This window comes from Ruegeria sp. CH2, assembly GCF_056537065.1.
The window spans coordinates 204,603-224,755 of record NZ_JBQFQV010000003.1 but is presented as its reverse complement, the minus strand read 5'-3'; the positions used below and the strand labels follow the sequence as shown (position 1 = coordinate 224,755).

The following is a 20,153-nucleotide window of genomic DNA, read 5'->3' as shown; positions in this document are numbered from 1 at the left end:
ACCGACTATCTCATTGATTTGGCTGCCACAGCTCGATCGGATTTCCTTCCGGATCGTGAAGTCGCGCGAACTTTCCGATTTCACTGTCCCAGTCGGGGCGGGTCTCAACAGCGATTCCGGCAGCTTCAAGCTGCTGTATCATCGCGCCCAGATCGTCGACCCGAAAATTGATCATCCATTGCTGATCCGGGTTTCCGAAATACTCGGTGTCCTGCGCGAACGGCGCAAACACCGTATACCCTTCGCGCTGCTTCCAGGGCACCGGATCATAGTGGTTTACGCCCAGATGTTCTTCGTACCAACGGCTCAATTCCTCGGGATCACTGGCCCGAAAGAATACGCCCCCAATACCGTTCACTTTCTGCATGTTTCGCTCCTACCACACGTGCATCGAGTATATCACAACCCGCCTGCTTCATCTGGCCATAAATATCCTGGGGGTTTGGGGGCAAAGCCCCCAACAGCACAAAAAAAGAAAAGGGCGCCCAAAGGCGCCCTTTGCAATTGGATCAGACCGGTTAATCACTCGATCATCGGCAGGAGCTTATCCAGCGACGCTTTGGCGTCGCCATAGAACATGCGGGTATTTTCCTTGAAGAACAGCGGGTTTTCGATACCCGAATACCCCGTACCCTGACCACGTTTTGACACGAAGACCTGCTTGGCCTTCCAGCATTCCAGAACCGGCATACCGGCAATGGGGCTGTTGGGATCTTCCTGCGCCGCAGGGTTCACGATGTCGTTCGAGCCGATAACGATGGCCACATCCGTATCCGGGAAGTCGTCATTGATCTCGTCCATTTCCAGAACGATGTCATAGGGCACCTTCGCCTCGGCCAGCAGCACGTTCATATGGCCCGGCAAACGACCCGCGACCGGGTGGATCGCAAAACGTACCTCTTTACCCTTGGCGCGCAGCTTACGGACCAGTTCACTGACCGATTGCTGTGCCTGCGCAACCGCCATCCCATAGCCGGGGATGATGATCACGCTGTCGGCATCGTTCAGGGCAGCAGCAACGCCATCCGCCTCGATGGCCACCTGCTCGCCTTCAACTTCCATCTGCGGACCGGAAGTGCCGCCAAAGCCGCCCAGGATCACGCTGACAAAGTGACGGTTCATCGCCTTGCACATGATGTAGGACAGGATCGCACCGCTTGAGCCCACCAGCGCACCGACCACGATCAGCAGGTCATTGCCCAGCGAGAAACCAATCGCCGCCGCGGCCCAGCCCGAATAGCTGTTCAGCATCGACACAACCACCGGCATGTCCGCGCCACCGATACCCATGATCAGATGATAACCGATGAACAGCGCCGCCAGGGTCATCAGGATCAGCGGCAACAGCCCGCCAGACGCAGTGTACCAGATCAGACAGATCAGCGAGAGACCCGCTGCCGCCGCGTTCAGCGCATGACCACCGGGCAGCTTTGTCGCCGCCGAAGTCAACTTACCCGCCAACTTGCCATAGGCCACGACCGAGCCGGTAAAGGTGATCGCACCAATGAAGATGCCAAGGAACAGTTCCACATGCAGGATTGCCAGTTCGGCCGGCGTCTTCTTGGCGATCAGTTTGGCAAAGGTGCCCAGATCATGCAGATCCGCCTCTTTCGCCGTATCCGCAATTGCCATGACTTGTGCCACGTTGCCGATTTCAAAATGCGCGTTGAAGCCGACGAACACAGCCGCCAGACCGACCAGTGAATGCATCGCGGCCACCAGCTGCGGCATCTCGGTCATCTGGACGCGCTGCGCCACGTATTGACCGATCAGACCGCCGCCAATGATCAGCAGGATCGACAGCAGCCACAGCCCAGAACCGGGGCCAACCAGCGTGGCAAAGACCGCCAGCGCCATACCGACGATGCCGTACCAGACCGCGCGCTTGGCGCTTTCCTGGTTCGACAACCCGCCAAGGGAAAGGATGAACAGAACAGCCGCAACAACATAGGCGGCAGTGGTGAAGCCAAATTCCATGTGCCCGGCCTCCTTAAGATTTCTGGAACATGGCGAGCATGCGCCGGGTTACGAGGAAGCCGCCGAAGATGTTGATCCCGGCCATGAAGACAGACAGTGCCGCCAGCAGAATGACCAGGAACGACCCCGATCCGATCTGCATCAAGGCCCCAACGATGATGATCGACGAGATCGCGTTGGTGATCGCCATCAGCGGCGTATGCAGGCTGTGCGAGACATTCCAGATCACCTGGAAGCCCACGAAAATGGCCAGCACGAAGACGATGAAATGCTGCATGAAGCTGGCCGGGGCAACCAGCCCCACCAGCAGCATCAGCGCACCGCCGACACCCAACAATGTAAACTGCTGCCTGGTCTGCGCCTTGAAGGCCGCAATCTCCTGCGCCTTTTTCTCTTCCGGGGTCAGTTCCTTGACCTCGGGCTTTTTCTGTGCGGCGATCGCCTGAATCTTGGGCGGCGGTGGCGGGAAGGTGATTTCACCTTCATGCGTCACGGTCGCGCCGCGGATCACATCGTCTTCCATGTTGTGATTGATCTGACCGTCCTTTTCGGGCGTCAGGTCTGTCATCATGTGACGGATGTTGGTGGCATAAAGCGACGAGGATTGTGCCGCCATCCGGCTGGGGAAGTCGGTATAACCGATTATGGTCACGCCATTGTTGGTGACAACTTTCTCATCCGGCACGGTGCCTTCGACGTTACCGCCACGCTCGGCTGCAAGGTCGATGATGACCGAACCCGGCTTCATCGCCTTGACCATATCCTCTAGCCACAGCTTGGGCGCCGGACGGTTGGGGATCAGGGCGGTGGTGATAACGATGTCCATCTCGGGCGCAAGTTCGCGGAACTTGGCCAGCTGGGCGTTGCGGAATTCTTCCGACTGGACCGAGGCATACCCGCCTGTGGCCGCGCCGTCCTGCTGCTCTTCTTCGAAGTCCAGATAGACGAACTCAGCCCCCATCGATTCGACCTGTTCGGCCACTTCAGGGCGCACGTCGAACGCGTAGGTGATCGCGCCCAGCGACGTGGACGTCCCGATTGCGGCCAGACCGGCCACACCGGCCCCAACGATCAGCACCTTGGCAGGAGGAACTTTACCGGCGGCGGTCACCTGGCCGGTGAAGAAACGGCCAAAGTTGTTGCCTGCCTCGATCACGGCGCGATAGCCTGCGATATTTGCCATCGACGACAGCGCGTCCATCTTCTGCGCGCGCGAGATGCGTGGCACCATCTCCATGGCGATCACGTTGGCGCCCTTGGATTTGGCCAGCTCCATTCCTTCTTCGTTGCCCGCAGGATTGAAGAACGAAATCAGGGTCTTGCCCTTGGTCAACCGTTTCAGTTCGGCCTCAGTCGGGATCCGAACCTTGGCAATGATATCCGCAGTCTTCCACAGCGACGCTGCGGTCTTGACCACCTCAACGCCTACGGCCTCGTATGCGGCATCCGAAAAACCGGCAGCCGCGCCCGCGCCTTTCTCGATCAGGCACTCATAGCCCAGTTTCTGCAATTGCACGGCCGAGTCGGGCGTCATTGCAACCCGGTTCTCACCGTCCAGTATTTCCTTTGGCGTGCCTATCTTCACTGGCAGTCCCCCTAATTTTTACTCTGTCCGAGCGGGTGGTCGGTATTCTTTGTTAAGCAAAGATGTATCCTGCGCAACATTATTTCGCAAGTGCAGCATTTTTTACGTGACATCACGAAATCAGCCACCTTAGATCCAACGCCGCGTCTTGCGTTCGTAGCGTGCGAAATCCGTGCGGAACTGCCGGCGCAGGCGGTCTTCTTCCGGCAGGATAAACCGGCGCTCCAGCACCCAGACGAAGACCGGAACCAAAACCAGTGACAACACGGCGTCGAACCGCAGAATCAAACCCGCAAGAATCAGAACGTCACCGACGTAGATCGGGTTTCGACTGCGTTTGTAGATGCCCGATTGCACCATCGCGGTCGGTGTCTCATGGGGAATGACGGTTGTTTTGTGGCGGCGAAACTCGACAATGGCCAGAACGGCCATCAGAACGCCACCGCCGATCAGAACTCCACTGAGAAGGTCGGTCAGGCCGCTCTCAAGTGACAGGCCCAGCGCCATGTATCTGGCTTGTGCCCATGCCAGCACCGCAAAAGCGATCAACCAAACTGGCGGTACATCTATCCAGCGCATTCTAAGCCCTCATGAACGACGACAGTGTCGGGTATATGTCGCTTCTGACCGACGTCCTACCGTTTTTCGGCCAGATTAGCAAAAGACCAGTATGTCGCATCGATAGACAGACATGTCAGGATCGGCTACCCCAAATGCAACAAAAGACGACCACACAAGTGAGTGAGCCTTCATGACCGATTTTGCAGCAACCAAAGCCATGTTCGACCTGCCCGAGGGCGTGATTTATCTGGACGGCAACTCTTTGGGCCCGCTGCCTAAAACGGCTGCGTCTCGTGTGCAGAACATGCTGACCGAGGAATGGGGGCAAATGCTGATCACCGGCTGGAACAAAGCCGGTTGGATGGGCCTTCCCATGGGGCTTGGAGATCGAATTGGCCGCCTGATCGGAGCCGAGCCAGGCAGCGTCGTGACCGGCGACACCCTGTCGATCAAGGTTTATCAGGCCGTGTCCTCAGCCCTTGAACTGAACCCGACCCGCAAGGTTGTGCTTTCCGACAATGGGAACTTTCCGTCAGACCTGTACATGGTCGATGGCCTGCTGCGATCCCTTGGGAGCCCATACGAACTGCGCGTCGTCGACCCGCAGGACGTCGCAGATGCAATCACCGAAGAGGTCGCGGTCCTGATGCTGACCGAAGTGGATTACCGCACGGGCCGGATGCACGACATGAAGGCGCTGACGGAACTGGCCCACGCCAACGGTGTCGTGACGGTTTGGGATCTGGCGCATTCCGCAGGGGCCATCCCCGTCGACCTTGCAGGGTGCAATGCAGATTTCGCAGTCGGGTGTACCTATAAATACCTCAATGGCGGCCCCGGTGCGCCCGCGTTCATTTATGTTGCGCCCCGACTTGCAGATAGTGTGCGCCCGGCCCTGTCCGGCTGGCTGGGGCACGAAGCGCCCTTTGCCTTTGACCTGGACTATCGCCCCGGAAGCGGGATTGAGCGTATGCGCGTTGGAACACCTCCGATCATCCAAATGACCGCACTTTCGGCGGCCATGGACATCTGGGATATGGCCGACATGGCGGATGTGCGCGCCAAGTCCATTGAATTGACCGAGCTTTTCATTCGTCAGGTCGAGGCGACCTGCCCAGACTTGCAATTGGACAGTCCGCGCGCGCCCGAGCAGCGTGGCAGTCAGGTTTCATTCCGCTTCAAGGAAGGCTACGCCGCGATGCAAGCGCTGATCGCGCGTGGTGTCGTCGGAGATTTCCGCGCACCTGACACAATGCGGTTTGGTTTCACGCCGCTGTATATCGATGAAAGCGATGTCGAGCGTGCAGTCGGGATTCTGGCGGATGTCATGCAGAACAAGCTTTGGGACACGCCCGAGTACAAAACCCGGCAGCGCGTTACCTGATTTCCAGCCCGGCCCCGATCAGGGCCGCCAACTGGTTGGTGCGCCTTTCAAATTCCTCGGCGTCTGACGCAGTCAGCTTGATCCCCTTCAGCGTGACCGTAAGTGTTTTCGCCGTTTCTTCAGGCGTGTCGAACAGACGAACGCGGCCAGCACCCTGCTCTCGCCTCAGCCATTCGGCATAAAGCGCGGCAAGTTCCCCTTCGCCCCGTTCGACAATGTCGATGGCCATGGATTTGGTCGTGTCCAGCATCTCAAGCCCATGCGGCGACGCCAAAATCGCAGCCATGCCCTCGGTCTGGGCGTGGATCGCCTTTCTGGCAATGTCCGAAACCGAGCCTTCACCGTTCAGCGCCTCGGCCACCGCTGCGGTCTTTTCCTCGTAATGCCGTTCGGTCAGTTTGCGAACGATCGCTTCCTTGTTCCTGTAATACAGATAAACCGCTGGCCGTGACATCCCCGCACCGCGCGCAATGTCATCCATCGAGGTCTTGCGGAACCCGTATGCGGAAAAGGCCTGAAAAGCAGATGCTAGGATCGCTTTCTGCCGGGATTCGTCACTCGTATCTTTCATGCGCAGATCTCTGACATTTTTTGTTTAATTTGTCAATTGACATACTGACACTTTGCAATCATTATGTCAGAACCTGCCACAGTTACAAAAGGTGCGCCATGGCGACGGCCCTGAAGATTAACGGAACTCCTCATCAGATCGACCTGCCGGATGACGTCCCCCTGCTTTGGGTTCTGAGGGATGAGGTTGGCCTGACCGGCACCAAGTTTGGCTGTGGCGTCGCCGCTTGCGGCGCCTGTACGGTTCATATCAATGGCGAGGCGGTACGTTCGTGCCAAGTGGCGCTGTCGGATGTCTGGGGTGACGTGACCACAATCGAAGGCGTTGGCACGCCAGATGCACTGGCTACTATCCAGCAATCCTGGGCTGACCATCAGGTGGCGCAATGTGGCTATTGCCAGTCGGGCCAGATCATGCAGGCCGCTGCCCTGCTTGCGGAAAACCCTGCGCCCACGGACGCAGAGATCGATGAGGCGTTGCAGGGAAACCTGTGCCGCTGTGGCACCTACCCCCGCATCCGGGCCGCGATCCACGACGCAGCCTCCAAGTTGAAGGAGGCGTAAGAGATGGCTTCTGTTGGCAAAATTATCCGCCGCACGTTCCTGATCGGCTCAGCCGCAATTGTCGGCGGCGTCGCCTTTGGCGCGTATTATGTCACCCGCCCTGCCCCCAACCCGCTGAAACCGAAAGAAGGTGAAGCGGCCCTGAACCCCTTCGTACTGATCGATCAGAATGGCATCACCCTGTTCGCGCCCCGTGCCGAGATGGGACAGGGCGTGAAAACCACGTGGGCCGCGCTGATCGCAGAAGAACTGGATGTCGATCTGGATCAGATCACCGTTCTGCACGGTCCGGCAGCCGCCGCCTATTACAACTCAGCCATGATGGGCGAGGGACTGCCAAACAAGGGCTACGACATCTCGGACTTCCAACACAACTTAGGTGAAGCACTGGGGGTTCTTGGCAAGGCCCTTAGCCTGCAAGTCACAGGCGGCTCCACCTCGATGAAGGACGGGTTCGAGAGGATGCGGCAAGCCGGTGCTTCGGCCCGTGAAACGCTGAAACGCGCCGCCGCTGATCGGTTGGGTATCGACCCCTCGGATCTGAAAACAGCTTCAGGCCATGTCATCACGCCAAACGGTGACAAGATCGCTTATACCGATCTTGCAGTGGAAGCGGCCGGACTGGAACCCGTCGAGGTACCTTTGCGAGACCCGTCCGAATGGCGTTATCTGGGACGGACACAACCGCGACTGGACATGGTGGGCAAAGTGACAGGCACTGCCGAGTTCGGTATCGATGTTCGCCTGCCCGGTATGAAATTTGCTGCCGTGCGCATGAACCCCAAACTGGGCGGCGCGATGAACAGCTTTGACGACAGTGGTGCAATATCCATGCCCGGGGTCGAAAAGGTTGTTGATCTGGGCACAGGTGTTGCCGTGATCGCGAACAACACATGGCTGGCCAATCAGGCGGTTGAGGCTGTTGAGATCGACTGGGGCGATGCGCCATATCCACCTGATACCGATGGTATTTTCTCAAAGATTGCAGAGGCGTTTGACGGCGCGCCGAACTCGACCATGCGCGATGATGGCGATGTCAGCGTGACGCCGGATGGCGCAACCGAGGTCACTGCCGAATACCAAGTGCCTTATCTGGCGCACGCCACGATGGAGCCGATGAATGCCACCGCGCTCTATACCGGAAACGCTCTGGAACTGTGGTGCGGCAATCAGGCCCCGACGCTGATCCGTTTTCGCGCTGCGAATACCGCAAATCTGGACACTGAGGCTGTTCAGATTCACACCACCTATCTGGGGGGTGGGTTTGGCCGCCGGGGCGAACTGGATTTCGGAGAAATCGCCACCAAGGTCGCCATGGCCATGCCTGGCACACCGGTCCAGACAACCTGGAGCCGCGAAGAAGACATGCGCCATGACTACTTCCGCCCCGGCGCCATCGCCCGGATGCGCGGCGCTGTTCAGGACGGCAAGGCCGTTCTTATTGACGGCAAGGTTGCAGCGCAGTCCTGCACGCAACAGGCGGTCGAGCGTTACACCGGCTTCCCCGGAGGCGGACCCGACAAAGTGCTGGTCGAAGGGTTCTTCAACCAGCCATATGCCGTGCCAAACTACCGGATGAGCGGCCACGTCGCTGATCTGGCTGTCCCGGTGGGCTTCTGGCGTTCAGTCGGCAACAGCCACAACGGCTTTTTCCACGAGACCTTCATGGACGAATTGGCCCATGCCGCAGGGCGCGACCCGCTGGACTTCCGGCTAGAAATGATGAGAACCGAACATGCCCCATCTGCAGGATGTCTGGAGGCGGTCAGGGAAATGTCCAACTGGACCGGAAAAACACCTGACGGTGTAGGCCGTGGCGTGGCCTTCACCTACAGCTTCGGCACTCCGGTGGCTCAGGTTATCGAAGTGGTCGACGAAAACGGTGCCATCCGCATCCACAAGGCCTGGATCGCCTGTGACATGGGGCTGGCGCTGGACCCTGAAAACGTCAAGGCACAGATGTTTGGCGGCATGATGTATGGCCTGTCGGCCGCGTGTTTCGGCGAGATTACCTTCGCCGACGGGGAAGTCGAGCAGTTCAATTTCCCCGACTATGACGCCCTTCGTATGCATACTGCGCCACAAGTCGAGGTGCGCGTTCTGGAAACCAACCGCCATATGGGCGGCGCTGGTGAGCCCGGCACGCCCCCCTCGATGCCCGCACTGGGCAACGCCCTGTTTGATTTGACGGGAAAACGCGCGCGCAGCCTGCCGCTGATCAATCAGTTCAACCTGCTGGTCTGATTGCCATTTACTTTCCCCTGCACCGGTCCGTCGCGCGCCCGCACGGTCCGGTGCCCAAGTCAGGCTGTTTTCTGAACTGCCTGACAGGCAATCCCCGCCGCCCATCCCCGCACAGCCATGCCGAAGGCTTCGAACAAGGGGCGTGAAACCGGGTCGTTGATCGCATCCCATTCGGGATGCCATTGCACGGACAGCGTGAAACCGGGCGCATCCTTGACATAAATTGCCTCGGGCGTTCCGTCCGGCGCATGCCCATCGATCACCACACGCTGTCCGATGCACTTGATCCCCTGCCCGTGCAACGTGTTGGTCATGACCTCCTGCGCACCAAACAAGTCGTGGAACACACCGTTTTCCGTCAGTTTCACCACGTGGCGCAGCGCAAATTTTTCCTCAAGTGTACCATCGGGCGGCATCCGGTGATTCATCCGCCCCGGCAGATCGCGAATTTCCGGATAGAGCGTTCCGCCCATGGCCACGTTGACCTCTTGAAATCCGCGGCATATGCCCAGAAACGGCTGACCCCGTTCCACACAGGCCCGAACCAGCGGCAGGGTGATCGCGTCACGCGCGCGGTCAAACTCTCCATGCGCCTCGGTTGCAGGTTCACCATATTCTTCGGGATGCACATTGGGACGACCGCCGGTCAGAAGAAAGCCGTCGCAAACCTCCAGCAACTCCTCAACAGACACATAACGGGGATCGGCGGGGATCAGCAGCGGCAAACATCCCGATACGTTCGCCACAGCGTCCGAATTCATCGTCCCCCCTGCATGGGTCGGGTATTGATCGTTCATGAGGTATGAGTTGCCGATAATACCAACAACGGGTCGAGACATTCCGCTTTCCTTGTTATTCATCCCCTTGGAAAGGAAGCTAACCGCAGCTTCACAGTCGTGCAAGAATACACCTCCTGCGTGACAGCGCAGGGACGTGTTCAGGGGTGCACAAATTTTCTCCCGACAATCAGCCCAGTCTCGGCACGCTTTCCCCGCCTAAAACTTCAAGTCGGAAACATGCGCCAAGTCATTGCTTTGACGGAGCTGCTCTCAATGGTCGGACTTAAATCTCGCCGTCCAACCCGGCGGCCTCAATTCCCGCCATCGCAACGGCAGCATCGTTTTCTGACGTGTCGCCGGTCACCCCTACGGCACCGATCACGTCCCCTTTTCGACCCCGCAGCAAGACCCCGCCCGGAACTGGTACGACCTGCCCGCCATACACTCCGTTTACCGCCGCCATAAAGTAGGCTTGCGCCTCGGCCCGTTGCATCTGTGCCGTGCCCGCCATGCCCAGCATGACAGAGCCATATGCCTTGCCATGCGCGATCGCAAAGCGGCCCGGTGCTGCATCATCCTCACGCTCGAACGCGATGACGTGGCCGCCTGCGTCCAGAACAACCACCGAAAGTGGCTTCAGCTCCATCTCGCGGCCTTTCTCAAGCGCTTTGCGGATAATGGTGCGGGCTTTGCGAAGGGAAACTTCCATGTGCATTCCTGTGTCTGCATGTCGAAAGAAGAAAGGGGGCGGATCGCCCCCTTTGTATTACGCTGTGGCTGCCTTCAATTCCAGACGGCGCGCGTGCAGGACCGGCTCGGTGTAGCCCGAGGGCTGCACACGGCCTTTGAACACAAGGTCACAAGCCGCCTGAAAAGCAATTCCGTTAAAGCCCGGCGCCATAGGGGCATAACCCGGATCATTTGCATTCTGGCGGTCCACAACAGCCGCCATTTTCTGCATCGCAGCCATCACCTGTGCCTCGTCGACAATGCCATGATGCAGCCAGTTGGCCAGCGCCTGAGACGAAATCCGGCAGGTCGCACGGTCTTCCATCAACCCGATGTCGTTGATGTCGGGCACTTTGGAGCATCCCACGCCCTGATCGACCCAACGCACGACATAGCCCAGAATGCCTTGTGCATTATTCTCGACCTCGCGCGAGATTTCCGCGTCACCAAGATTGCGGCCCCCCAGCAGAGGAATGGTCAGCAAATCGTAAAGCGTTCCTCGGGCACCCGCCGCTGCGATCTCGTCCTGACGGGCCAATACGTTGACCTTGTGGTAATGTGTGGCGTGCAAAGTCGCGGCGGTCGGCGACGGCACCCAGGCGCAGGTGGCGCCAGATTGCGGATGGCTAATCTTTTGCTCCAGCATATCGCCCATCCGGTCCGGTATCGCCCACATGCCTTTGCCGATCTGCGCCTTGCCTTTCAGGCCACAGGCCAAACCGATATCGACATTGCGGTCTTCATAAGACGCAATCCAGGGCGTGTTCTTGATGTCGCCCTTGGGCAGCATCGGGCCAGCCTCCATCGAAGTGTGAATCTCATCCCCCGTGCGATCCAGGAAACCGGTATTGATGAAAGCCACGCGCGATTTCGCGGCGCGGATACATTCTTTGAGGTTGACCGACGTGCGGCGTTCCTCATCCATGATGCCCAGCTTCACGGTGTTGCGCGGCAAGCCAAGGATGTCTTCGACCATGTCGAAAATCTCAACCGCAAAGGCAACCTCTTCCGGCCCGTGCATCTTGGGCTTTACCACGTAGACCGACCCTTCGACTGAGTTACCCCCATCCCGTTGCAGGTCATGCATTGCGATCAGAGTGGTGCAGAGCGCGTCCATCAGCCCTTCGCCAATCTCGCGCCCTTCGGCGTCCAGAACGGCCGGGTTCGTCATCAAGTGGCCGACATTCCGCACCAGCATCAGCGAACGACCTTTCAGGGTCGCCTGCTCACCTGTCGGTGTGGTGAAGGTCAGATCTTCTGCCAGTTTGCGGGTAAATGTGGTGTCGCCCTTGGTGACGTCTTCGGTCAGATCACCCTTCATCAGGCCCAGCCAGTTGCCATAGGCCACGACCTTGTCTGCCGCATCAACACAAGCGACCGAGTCTTCGCAGTCCATAATCGTTGAAAGGGCGGATTCCAGCCGGACATCGGCGATACCTGCGCGATCAGTGGCACCGATAGCGCCAGTCGGATCGATCATGATCTGAATATGCAGGCCATTGTTTTTCAGAAGCACAAAATCCGGCTTGTCTGCCGCGCCACCGAAACCAACAAATTGAGCAAGGTTTGCCAGTGCTGGGGAAAGAACACCTTCTTCGACATGCAGTCCCGACACGTCGACCCAAGACCCACCAGCCAGAGGAACAGCGTCATCCAGAAAAGCTTTCGCCCATGCAATCACCCGTGCACCGCGCGCCGCATCATACCCACCGCCTGTTGGCAGATCGCCTATCGCATCGGTGCCATAAAGCGCATCATACAGGCTGCCCCATCGCGCATTCGCCGCGTTCAGCGCAAAGCGCGCGTTGGTTATCGGCACAACCAGCTGCGGACCCGGCGTCAGCGCAATCTCGGGGTCGACATGCGTCGTGTCGATCTGAAACCCGTCGCCTTCCTCGACCAGATAACCAATTTCCTTTAGAAAAGCCTGATAGTCAGTGGGATCAATGCTCTGACCCTCGCGCGCAATATGCCAGCTGTCGATGCGCCCTTGAATCTCGGCGCGCTTGGCCAGAAGCGCGCGGTTCTTCGGCCCCAGTTCAGACACCAGTCGCGCCAGACCCGCCCAGAAATCCTGCGCCGACACACCCGTACCCGGCAATGCCCGCGTCTCGATAAACTCTGCCAGTATTGGATCGATCTGCAGCCCGCTCAGGGTTTGTCTGCCACTCATCTTCCTGCTCTCCCGCGATTGTGTGCCATTGTATGCGTAAGTGACTTAGGCCGAAAGTTTCCGATAGGCAACTTTCGACTTTGCGTTAGGGTTATTCGGATCGAAGGGAAGCTGTTTCAAAAACAACAAGGGAATGGCGGGGGCCAGTTGCAGCTCTGGAACGATGCCCCTAACGTCGCGCCAGACACGAACCGATGCGAGGCCCCCATGCGCGACGCTGCCCCCACCACGATCTTCCTGAAAGACTACACTCCGTTTGGTTATCTGCTGGACAGCGTACACCTGACCTTCGATCTGTCCGCACATGCAACACGGGTCACGTCGCGTATCGCGTTTCGTCCAAATCCCGACGCGACCGATCGCACCTTTTTCCTGCACGGCGAAGATCTGAACCTGATCCGCGCGTCCATCAACGGATCCGAAGTTTCGCCTGACGTCACGGACAAGGGCCTGACCGCCGGTGTTCCCGACGCCCCGTTCCTCTGGGAAGCCGAGGTTGAGATCGATCCGGGCAACAACACGGCGTTGGAGGGGCTTTATATGTCGAACGGCATGTATTGCACCCAGTGCGAGGCGGAAGGTTTCCGCAAGATCACATATTATCCGGATCGCCCCGATGTCATGTCCACCTTTACCGTGCGCATCAATGGCGACCTGCCGGTTCTTCTGTCGAACGGCAACCCCTCGGGCAAGGGCGAAGGATGGGCCGAATGGACCGACCCGTGGCCCAAGCCTGCCTATCTGTTTGCGCTTGTCGCTGGGGATCTTGTGGCCCATCCTGATCGGTTCACCACCAGATCAGGCCGGGATGTTGAGTTAAACCTGTGGGTGCGTCCGGGGGATGAAGGCAAGTGCGCCTTCGGCATGGAGGCGCTGAAGAAGTCCATGAAATGGGACGAAGATGTCTATGGCCGGGAATACGATCTGGACGTCTTCAACATCGTCGCCGTCGATGACTTCAACATGGGCGCGATGGAAAACAAGGGGCTGAACATCTTTAACTCTTCGGCTGTTCTGGCCAGTCCTGAAACCTCGACCGATGCCAATTTCGAACGGATCGAGGCGATCATCGCGCATGAGTATTTCCACAACTGGACAGGCAACCGCATCACCTGCCGCGACTGGTTCCAGCTGTGTCTGAAAGAAGGCCTGACCGTCTTCCGCGATGCACAGTTCACATCCGACATGCGCTCGGGCCCTGTGAAACGCATACACGACGCCATAGACCTGCGCGCGCGGCAATTCCCCGAGGATAACGGCCCGCTCTCGCACCCGGTACGACCCGAAAGCTTTCAGGAAATCAACAATTTCTACACGGCCACGGTTTACGAAAAAGGTGCCGAAGTCATCGGCATGTTAAAGCGGCTGGTCGGGGATGAGGCCTATGCAAAGGCGCTGGACCTCTATTTTGACCGCCATGACGGGCAGGCCTGCACGATCGAGGATTGGCTGAAAGTGTTCGAAGACACTACAGGCCGCGACCTGACCCAGTTTAAACGCTGGTACAGCCAGTCGGGCACGCCGCGTTTGACCGTATTTGAAGATTGGGCCGACGGGACCTTTACCCTGACACTGAAACAGCGCACCGATCCCACACCGGGTCAGGCAGAGAAACTGCCGCAGGTGATCCCGGTCGCCGTTGGCCTGCTGGGACCAAACGGGGATGAGGTCCGCACGACCGAAGTGCTGGAACTGACAGAGGCCGAGCAAAGTTTTCAGTTCACGGGGCTTGCGACAAGGCCCACAGCTTCGATCCTGCGCGATTTTTCGGCACCGGTCATCCTGGAACACGATCATTCAAACGCCGAACGCGCGTTTCTGCTGGCGCATGACACAGATCCGTTCAACCGCTGGCAGGCTGGCAGATCGCTGGCGCAAAACACCTTGCTGCGGATGATCTTGGACGAGGCAACCCCGGACGCCGATTACCTTGACGGGCTGCTGGCCGTGCTGCGCGACGACACGCTGGACCCGGCCTATCGCGCCTTGATGCTTGGGCTGCCGACGCAATCCGAACTGGCTGCGGCATTGCATGAACACGGTCAAACGCCCGATCCGATGGCAATCTGGTCGGCGGTCGAAACGCTGCGGCAGGCCACGGCACAGCATGTGCAGGATCTGCTGCCCCGCCTGCACAGCGAGGCGTTGGTTGATGGCCCCTACAGCCCGGATGCCCAGCAATCCGGAAAACGCGCCCTTGGCAGTGCGGCATTGGCGCTGACCTCTCGTCTGGACGGAGGGGCAATGGCGGCCGCTGTGTATACCAAAGCGGATAACATGACCCTGCAACTGACAGCCCTGTCCTGCCTGTTGCGTGCCCGCAAGGGCGAGGCCCAACTGACCGCCTTCTATGACCAATGGCATCATGACCGGCTGGTCATGGACAAATGGTTTGGCTTGCAGGTGACCATGGCCGCCCCCGAGGCGACACCGGAAACGGCGAAGGCATTGACCGGGCATCCCGATTTCAACTGGAAGAACCCGAACCGGTTCCGCGCTGTCATGGGGGCCTTGGCGATGAACCACGCAGGGTTCCACCAGCCGGATGGTGCCGGGTACAGCCTGCTGGCCGATTGGCTGATCCGCCTTGATCCTGTGAACCCGCAAACCACGGCACGGATGTGTTCAGCTTTTCAGACCTGGAAACGGTACGACACCGGGCGTCAGGGCCAGATGCGCGCGCAGCTTTCTCGCATTGCAGAAACACCGAACCTGTCGCGCGACACGACGGAAATGGTATCCCGCATCCTCGGCGCATGACACCCTACAGCTTTACCCGCCGCAACCGGAACACACGAACACTGGTCATTCTGGCCAGTGTCTACGCGACCCTGCTGGCGCTGGTCATCCTGTTCGACGCGGCTTGGTGGGTTGTCGGCCTGCTGTCTCTTGCCACTCTCCCCGCAATCTGGGACGTGATCCAGAATACCAGCGCTGGCGTGCATCTGGACCGGGATGCGGTGCGCTGGTTCACGGGCAATCGTAAGGGAGATATCCCGATGCGGGATATCGACCATTTCCGATTTGACACCCGGTGGGACTTTTCCGTTCGCCTATCCATCGTCCTGAAATCCGGGAAACGAATCCGGCTGCCAGATGAGTCTCTGCCGCCGCATCGGGATCTGGAAACCATTCTGAAACAGGCAGGTTTTCGCGTAAACCGTCATCATTTCACTGTTTTCTGAAACACTGCGTGATCTAAGGGCGCATTGGACACAAAAAACAAAGTTTATTAAGCAAATTACTTGAATTGAGCCTGATACCTCGCCAGACTTCAGACTCAGTTAAGTGTTTTTACAGTTTTGAGTTTTACCATGTTTCGGTCGTTAAGGGCGCTGTTTGCCCAGCCCATATCCAATCCCACGGACGCCTCAGAAGATCTGTGCGCAACGAAATCTGCGCTGGCCGCTGCCCTGCCTGAACATGGGCAGCTCAACATTCCTGTTGCAACGTCGAATTGCGACAATCTGATTGGACATTCTACAATCGAACATGGGCGCTATCTGGCCAGACAGGATCGCTGGACCGAGTTGTCCGATGAAATGCGTGCAGCGGATCAGGATCGTGCCGCCGTATCAGATGGTATGCCGATTGCCGATCTTTTGGCGTTCGGGGCCAGATCTGACGTGGTTCTGGCTGCGGAACATGCACTGTCGGACGGCAAGGCCATATCCGATTACGATTTGCTGGGTGGTATTTCGGAACTGGAAGGCGAGTTGTCAGACAATCCTGGTGATCCGATGATCGCTGCCGTTGTGGCGCTGGCCCATATCGACCTGGCCTGGGCCTGGCGCGGGAACGCCACGGACACGGCCCTTCCACCCTTGCACCGTTCGCGCTGTGCCGCTCATTTCGACCGGGCCGCTGCGATCCTGCCCAAGTGCAAGGCGGATGCACCGGACAGCCCTCTGATTGCGGCCGCCGGTTGTGCCCTGTTGGCCGGGCAGCGCAAATCAAACGCCCGCGTTGCCGATGAGTACGAGCGCCTGATCACGCTGGATCCGCGCAATCAGCGTCACATGCGCGCGATGGGCAGCCATCTTTTGCCCCGGTGGTTCGGCAGCTACGCGGAACTGGAATTGCAGGCATTGCGCAATGCCGTCCGGACACAGGATATCTGGGGCGCTGGTGGATATACGTGGGTGCAATTCGATGCCATCGCTTTGGACGAAGAGGCCTGCGCACAGGTCGATGTCGAGTATTTCCTTGAAGGATTGCGCGATATCGTAGGTCTGCGCCCTGACCAGCAGATGATCAATATGTTGTCGGCCTATTGTGCAATCACCATTCAGAATGGTCACGGGCTGAACGAAAAGGCAGACAATGTCCGCGCTCAGATGCGCGACACCGCAAACTGGCTGATCCGCGATCACCTGACCGAGCTTCACCCCCTGATCTGGGCCCATGCCGCCAACGGGTTCAACAACTCTGTCCGCATCAACTCGCCCGAGCGGTTTGCTGCGCGCGGTCAGCGCGACGCGCTGCGCGCTATCTCGGATTTGTTCCGGGATGAACTGCGCAGCGGCAAGGATGTAACCTTTACATCGTCCGGTCTGCAGTTTTCCAAGAACTGAACGCGTCAGGATTCCCCCTTGCCCCTAGGCCCTGCCGGGCCTAATACGCAGGCTTAGACTTCTGCGGAAATGAGGCGCGCCATGCTCGACCTGACATACGAAATGCCCAAACCCAAAACCATTGCCGGGGCCAAGCACGATTGGGAACTGGTAATCGGGATGGAGGTGCATGCGCAGGTCTCATCCAATGCCAAGCTGTTCTCGGGCGCGTCCACAAAATTCGGGGCCGAGCCGAACTCGAACGTGGCTTTCGTGGATGCGGCGATGCCGGGAATGCTGCCGGTGATCAACGAGTTCTGCGTGGAACAGGCTGTGCGCACCGGGCTGGGCCTGAAGGCGGATATCAACCTGAAATCGGCCTTTGACCGCAAGAACTATTTCTACCCTGACCTGCCGCAAGGTTACCAGATTTCCCAGCTTTATCATCCCATTGTGGGCGAAGGCGAGGTTCTGGTCGAGATGGGTGACGGCACTGCGCGCATGGTGCGGATTGAACGTATCCACATGGAGCAGGACGCCGGCAAATCGATCCACGACATGGACCCGCACATGTCCTTTGTCGATCTGAACCGGACCGGTGTCTGCCTGATGGAGATCGTCAGCCGCCCTGATATTCGCGGCCCGGAAGAGGCTGCAGCCTATATCGCCAAGCTGCGTCAGATCATGCGCTATCTGGGCACCTGCGACGGCAACATGCAGAACGGCAACCTGCGGGCGGACGTGAATGTCTCGATCTGTTTGCCGGGCGCTTATGAGAAGTATCAGAAAACACAGGACTTTTCGCATCTGGGCACCCGTTGCGAGATCAAGAACATGAACTCGATGCGGTTCATCCAGCAGGCCATTGAGGTCGAAGCCCGCCGCCAGATCGCCATTGTCGAAGCCGGTGGCAAGGTCGAGCAGGAAACCCGCCTGTATGATCCGGACAAGGGCGAAACCCGGTCGATGCGGTCCAAGGAAGAAGCGCATGATTACCGCTATTTCCCCGATCCTGACCTGCTGCCGCTGGAGATCGAACAGGCATGGGTGGACGATATCGCCGCCCATCTGCCAGAGCTTCCTGACGACAAAAAAGCGCGCTTTATCAGTGAGTTCGGCCTGACCGACTATGACGCCTCGGTACTGACTGCCGAAGTTGAATCGGCGGCCTATTTCGAAGAGGTCGCGCAGGGTCGCAATGGCAAGCTGGCCGCAAACTGGGTGATCAACGAGCTTTTCGGACGTCTGAAAAAAGAAGACCACGACATCACGGAGTCGCCGGTTTCTCCGGCGCAGCTGGGTGGGATCATCGATCTGATTTCCTCTGATGCTATCTCGGGCAAGATCGCCAAGGACCTGTTTGAAATCGTCTATACCGAAGGCGGTGATCCGGCGCAGATCGTCGAAGATCGCGGAATGAAACAGGTCACCGACACCGGCGCAATCGAGGCCGCTTTGGACGAGATCATCGCGGCCAATCCGGCACAGGTCGAGAAGGCCAAGGTAAACCCGAAACTGGCGGGTTGGTTCGTGGGTCAGGTGATGAAAGCGACCGGCGGCAAGGCCAACCCGAAGGCCGTTAACGATTTGGTCAGCAAGAAGCTGAGTTCCTGAACCTTACATTTTGTACAAGCCTGCCAGTGGCAATTGTCAGGTTTGTACAATCAGATTTCCACGATTTCTTAAGAAATGGGGTCAGCTCATCGGCTTGACTTCGCCTGTGATTGCACCCTTTCTTCCGACCCAGAGAGGTGAGGTATCATGCAGAACAGATTTGATCAGGAACTCGAAGATCGGCTGGTGCGTTACGCGGCGATCGACAGTCAGAGCGACGAGACCTCGGCGACCACGCCGAGCACACAGATACAGTTCGACATGCTGAACCTGCTGAAGCAGGAACTGACCGAGATCGGCGCCAGCGATGTGACGCTGACAGGTGACAGCGTGGTCGTCGCGACCATCCCCGGCACCGCACCCGGCCCGACGGTAGGCTTTCTTGCGCATGTGGATACGGCCCCCCAGTTCAATGCAACGGGCGTCAAGCCGCGGGTGATCAAGGGGTATAACGGTGGCGACATTTCCTTTCCGGACGACCCGGATCTGGTGCTGTCTCCGGACGAGAACCCCTATCTGGCCGAAAAGATCGGACATGATCTGATCACGGCATCGGGCACCACCCTGCTGGGCGCGGATGACAAGGCCGGGGTGTCGATCCTAATGACTATGGCCCGGCATCTGATCGAAAACCCGGATATCCCGCACGGGCCTATCCGCATTGCCTTTACCCCGGATGAAGAAATCGGGCGCGGCGTTACCGAACAGCTGCCCAAGGATCTGGGGGCGGATTTCGCATATACTCTGGACGGTGCCGAAGTGGGCGAGATCGAATATGAAAGCTTTTCGGCCGACCGTGCCGTGATCCGGATCGAGGGGGTATCAATCCACCCCGGACTGGCCAAGGACAAGATGGTGAACGCAGCCCATCTGGCGGCGAAGATCGTGCAGACCTTGCCGCAGGCCACCATGACACCCGAAACAACCGATGGCCGCGACGGGTTCATTCATGTCACCGACATGAGCGGTGGATCGTCCGAGATGGAAATCAAGCTGATCCTGCGCGATTTCGAGATGGAGGGCATTGAGGCACAACGTGACATCGTACGGCAGGTCTGTGCCGCCGTGCAGGCCACGGAACCGCGCGCGACCATCACCTGCGATATCAGCCACCAATACCGGAACATGCGCTATTGGCTGGAAAACGACATGACACCGGTTGATCTGGCGCGCGACGCCTGTCGCGAGCTGGGGATCGAGCCGCTGTCGGTCCCGATCCGCGGCGGCACCGACGGGTCGCGCCTGACCGAGTTCGGTACCCCCTGCCCCAACCTGTTCACCGGAATGCAGTGCATTCACGGGCCACTGGAGTGGATTTCGGTACAGGACATGGCAGTGGCGACCGAGCTGTGCCTGTCGGTTGTGACCAAGGCGGCACAGGCTGGCGGCAATAATCAGGGCTGATAACCGCCGGTCGGGC

General features: G+C 58.7%; 16 protein-coding genes. 8 read left to right on the top strand and 8 right to left on the bottom strand.

Going from position 1 to position 20,153, the window contains the following annotated elements:
- Positions 1-10 precede the first annotated feature (10 nt).
- From ACR0M9_RS07320 to ACR0M9_RS07305, 4 genes are all read right to left on the bottom strand, one after another.
- Entirely contained in the window at positions 11-367 is a 357-nt protein-coding gene (locus ACR0M9_RS07320) for a VOC family protein (protein ID WP_480557517.1), read from the bottom strand.
- 155 nt (positions 368-522) lie between these two features.
- Entirely contained in the window at positions 523-1,977 is a 1,455-nt protein-coding gene (locus ACR0M9_RS07315) for an NAD(P)(+) transhydrogenase (Re/Si-specific) subunit beta (protein ID WP_480773220.1), read from the bottom strand.
- A 13-nt stretch (positions 1,978-1,990) separates the two neighbouring features.
- On the bottom strand, positions 1,991-3,562 hold the full coding sequence (locus tag ACR0M9_RS07310; protein WP_480481810.1) for a Re/Si-specific NAD(P)(+) transhydrogenase subunit alpha: 1,572 nt from the start codon (positions 3,560-3,562) through the stop codon (positions 1,991-1,993).
- 129 nt (positions 3,563-3,691) lie between these two features.
- A complete protein-coding gene (locus tag ACR0M9_RS07305; RefSeq protein ID WP_480773219.1) occupies positions 3,692-4,141 on the bottom strand; it encodes a methyltransferase family protein in 450 nt (149 codons plus the stop codon).
- A gap of 172 nt (positions 4,142-4,313) precedes the next feature.
- Here ACR0M9_RS07305 and kynU point away from each other — a divergent pair, with 172 nt between their 5' ends.
- Entirely contained in the window at positions 4,314-5,507 is a 1,194-nt protein-coding gene (kynU, locus tag ACR0M9_RS07300; protein WP_480773218.1) for a kynureninase, read from the top strand.
- On the opposite strand, the gene ACR0M9_RS07295 is transcribed toward kynU, so the two are convergent.
- Positions 5,500-6,078: a TetR/AcrR family transcriptional regulator gene (locus tag ACR0M9_RS07295; protein ID WP_480481812.1), complete on the bottom strand. Its 579-nt coding sequence runs from the start codon at positions 6,076-6,078 to the stop codon at positions 5,500-5,502. The two genes, kynU and ACR0M9_RS07295, sit on opposite strands and share 8 nt — an antisense overlap.
- A 98-nt stretch (positions 6,079-6,176) precedes the next feature.
- Here ACR0M9_RS07295 and ACR0M9_RS07290 point away from each other — a divergent pair, with 98 nt between their 5' ends.
- Together ACR0M9_RS07290 and ACR0M9_RS07285 are read left to right on the top strand one after the other, a co-directional pair.
- Positions 6,177-6,641, top strand: coding sequence for a (2Fe-2S)-binding protein (locus ACR0M9_RS07290; protein ID WP_480773217.1), 465 nt, complete (start codon positions 6,177-6,179; stop codon positions 6,639-6,641).
- A gap of 3 nt (positions 6,642-6,644) precedes the next feature.
- Complete coding sequence (locus ACR0M9_RS07285; protein WP_480773216.1) at positions 6,645-8,885, top strand: xanthine dehydrogenase family protein molybdopterin-binding subunit; 2,241 nt, start codon at positions 6,645-6,647, stop codon at positions 8,883-8,885.
- A gap of 59 nt (positions 8,886-8,944) precedes the next feature.
- Here the strand turns inward: ACR0M9_RS07285 and ACR0M9_RS07280 are convergent, their stop codons facing one another.
- The 3 genes from ACR0M9_RS07280 to ACR0M9_RS07270 all read right to left on the bottom strand — a co-directional run bounded on the left by ACR0M9_RS07280 (position 8,945) and on the right by ACR0M9_RS07270 (position 12,566).
- Positions 8,945-9,724 (bottom strand): gamma-glutamyl-gamma-aminobutyrate hydrolase family protein, encoded by a 780-nt coding sequence (locus tag ACR0M9_RS07280; RefSeq protein WP_480773215.1) that lies wholly within the window; start codon positions 9,722-9,724, stop codon positions 8,945-8,947.
- Positions 9,725-9,947: 223 nt separating this feature from the next.
- Positions 9,948-10,373: a GlcG/HbpS family heme-binding protein gene (locus tag ACR0M9_RS07275; protein ID WP_480481817.1), complete on the bottom strand. Its 426-nt coding sequence runs from the start codon at positions 10,371-10,373 to the stop codon at positions 9,948-9,950.
- A gap of 57 nt (positions 10,374-10,430) precedes the next feature.
- Positions 10,431-12,566 carry a malate synthase G gene (locus ACR0M9_RS07270; RefSeq protein ID WP_480773214.1) on the bottom strand — a complete coding sequence of 712 codons (2,136 nt, stop codon included), beginning with the start codon at positions 12,564-12,566 and terminating at the stop codon, positions 10,431-10,433.
- Between the two features lie 207 nt (positions 12,567-12,773).
- On the opposite strand from ACR0M9_RS07270, the gene pepN reads away from it, so the two are divergent.
- The 5 genes from pepN (at position 12,774) to pepT (ending at position 20,137) form a co-directional block, all read left to right on the top strand.
- The gene (gene pepN, locus ACR0M9_RS07265; RefSeq protein WP_480486257.1) at positions 12,774-15,326 is read left to right on the top strand and encodes an aminopeptidase N; all 2,553 of its coding nucleotides are present in this window, start codon (positions 12,774-12,776) and stop codon (positions 15,324-15,326) included.
- Positions 15,323-15,751 (top strand): hypothetical protein, encoded by a 429-nt coding sequence (locus ACR0M9_RS07260; protein ID WP_480773213.1) that lies wholly within the window; start codon positions 15,323-15,325, stop codon positions 15,749-15,751. Before pepN ends, ACR0M9_RS07260 begins: the two co-directional genes overlap by 4 nt.
- Positions 15,752-15,880: 129 nt before the next feature.
- A complete protein-coding gene (locus ACR0M9_RS07255) occupies positions 15,881-17,140 on the top strand; it encodes a hypothetical protein (protein ID WP_480773212.1) in 1,260 nt (419 codons plus the stop codon).
- 81 nt (positions 17,141-17,221) lie between these two features.
- Positions 17,222-18,733, top strand: coding sequence for an Asp-tRNA(Asn)/Glu-tRNA(Gln) amidotransferase subunit GatB (gene gatB / locus ACR0M9_RS07250; RefSeq protein WP_480773211.1), 1,512 nt, complete (start codon positions 17,222-17,224; stop codon positions 18,731-18,733).
- A 147-nt stretch (positions 18,734-18,880) separates the two neighbouring features.
- Positions 18,881-20,137 (top strand): peptidase T, encoded by a 1,257-nt coding sequence (gene pepT / locus ACR0M9_RS07245; protein ID WP_480773210.1) that lies wholly within the window; start codon positions 18,881-18,883, stop codon positions 20,135-20,137.
- Positions 20,138-20,153: the final 16 nt, after the last annotated feature.

Coding starts and splice junctions, on each gene's coding strand:
- ACR0M9_RS07320 (WP_480557517.1), bottom strand. CDS start 367: ATGCAGAAAGTGAACGGTATTGGGGGCGTATTCTTTCGGGCCAGTGAT.
- ACR0M9_RS07315 (WP_480773220.1), bottom strand. CDS start 1,977: ATGGAATTTGGCTTCACCACTGCCGCCTATGTTGTTGCGGCTGTTCTG.
- ACR0M9_RS07305 (WP_480773219.1), bottom strand. CDS start 4,141: ATGCGCTGGATAGATGTACCGCCAGTTTGGTTGATCGCTTTTGCGGTG.
- kynU (WP_480773218.1), top strand. CDS start 4,314: ATGACCGATTTTGCAGCAACCAAAGCCATGTTCGACCTGCCCGAGGGC.
- ACR0M9_RS07295 (WP_480481812.1), bottom strand. CDS start 6,078: ATGAAAGATACGAGTGACGAATCCCGGCAGAAAGCGATCCTAGCATCT.
- ACR0M9_RS07290 (WP_480773217.1), top strand. CDS start 6,177: ATGGCGACGGCCCTGAAGATTAACGGAACTCCTCATCAGATCGACCTG.
- ACR0M9_RS07285 (WP_480773216.1), top strand. CDS start 6,645: ATGGCTTCTGTTGGCAAAATTATCCGCCGCACGTTCCTGATCGGCTCA.
- ACR0M9_RS07280 (WP_480773215.1), bottom strand. CDS start 9,724: ATGTCTCGACCCGTTGTTGGTATTATCGGCAACTCATACCTCATGAAC.
- ACR0M9_RS07275 (WP_480481817.1), bottom strand. CDS start 10,373: ATGGAAGTTTCCCTTCGCAAAGCCCGCACCATTATCCGCAAAGCGCTT.
- ACR0M9_RS07270 (WP_480773214.1), bottom strand. CDS start 12,566: ATGAGTGGCAGACAAACCCTGAGCGGGCTGCAGATCGATCCAATACTG.
- pepN (WP_480486257.1), top strand. CDS start 12,774: ATGCGCGACGCTGCCCCCACCACGATCTTCCTGAAAGACTACACTCCG.
- ACR0M9_RS07260 (WP_480773213.1), top strand. CDS start 15,323: ATGACACCCTACAGCTTTACCCGCCGCAACCGGAACACACGAACACTG.
- ACR0M9_RS07255 (WP_480773212.1), top strand. CDS start 15,881: ATGTTTCGGTCGTTAAGGGCGCTGTTTGCCCAGCCCATATCCAATCCC.
- gatB (WP_480773211.1), top strand. CDS start 17,222: ATGCTCGACCTGACATACGAAATGCCCAAACCCAAAACCATTGCCGGG.
- pepT (WP_480773210.1), top strand. CDS start 18,881: ATGCAGAACAGATTTGATCAGGAACTCGAAGATCGGCTGGTGCGTTAC.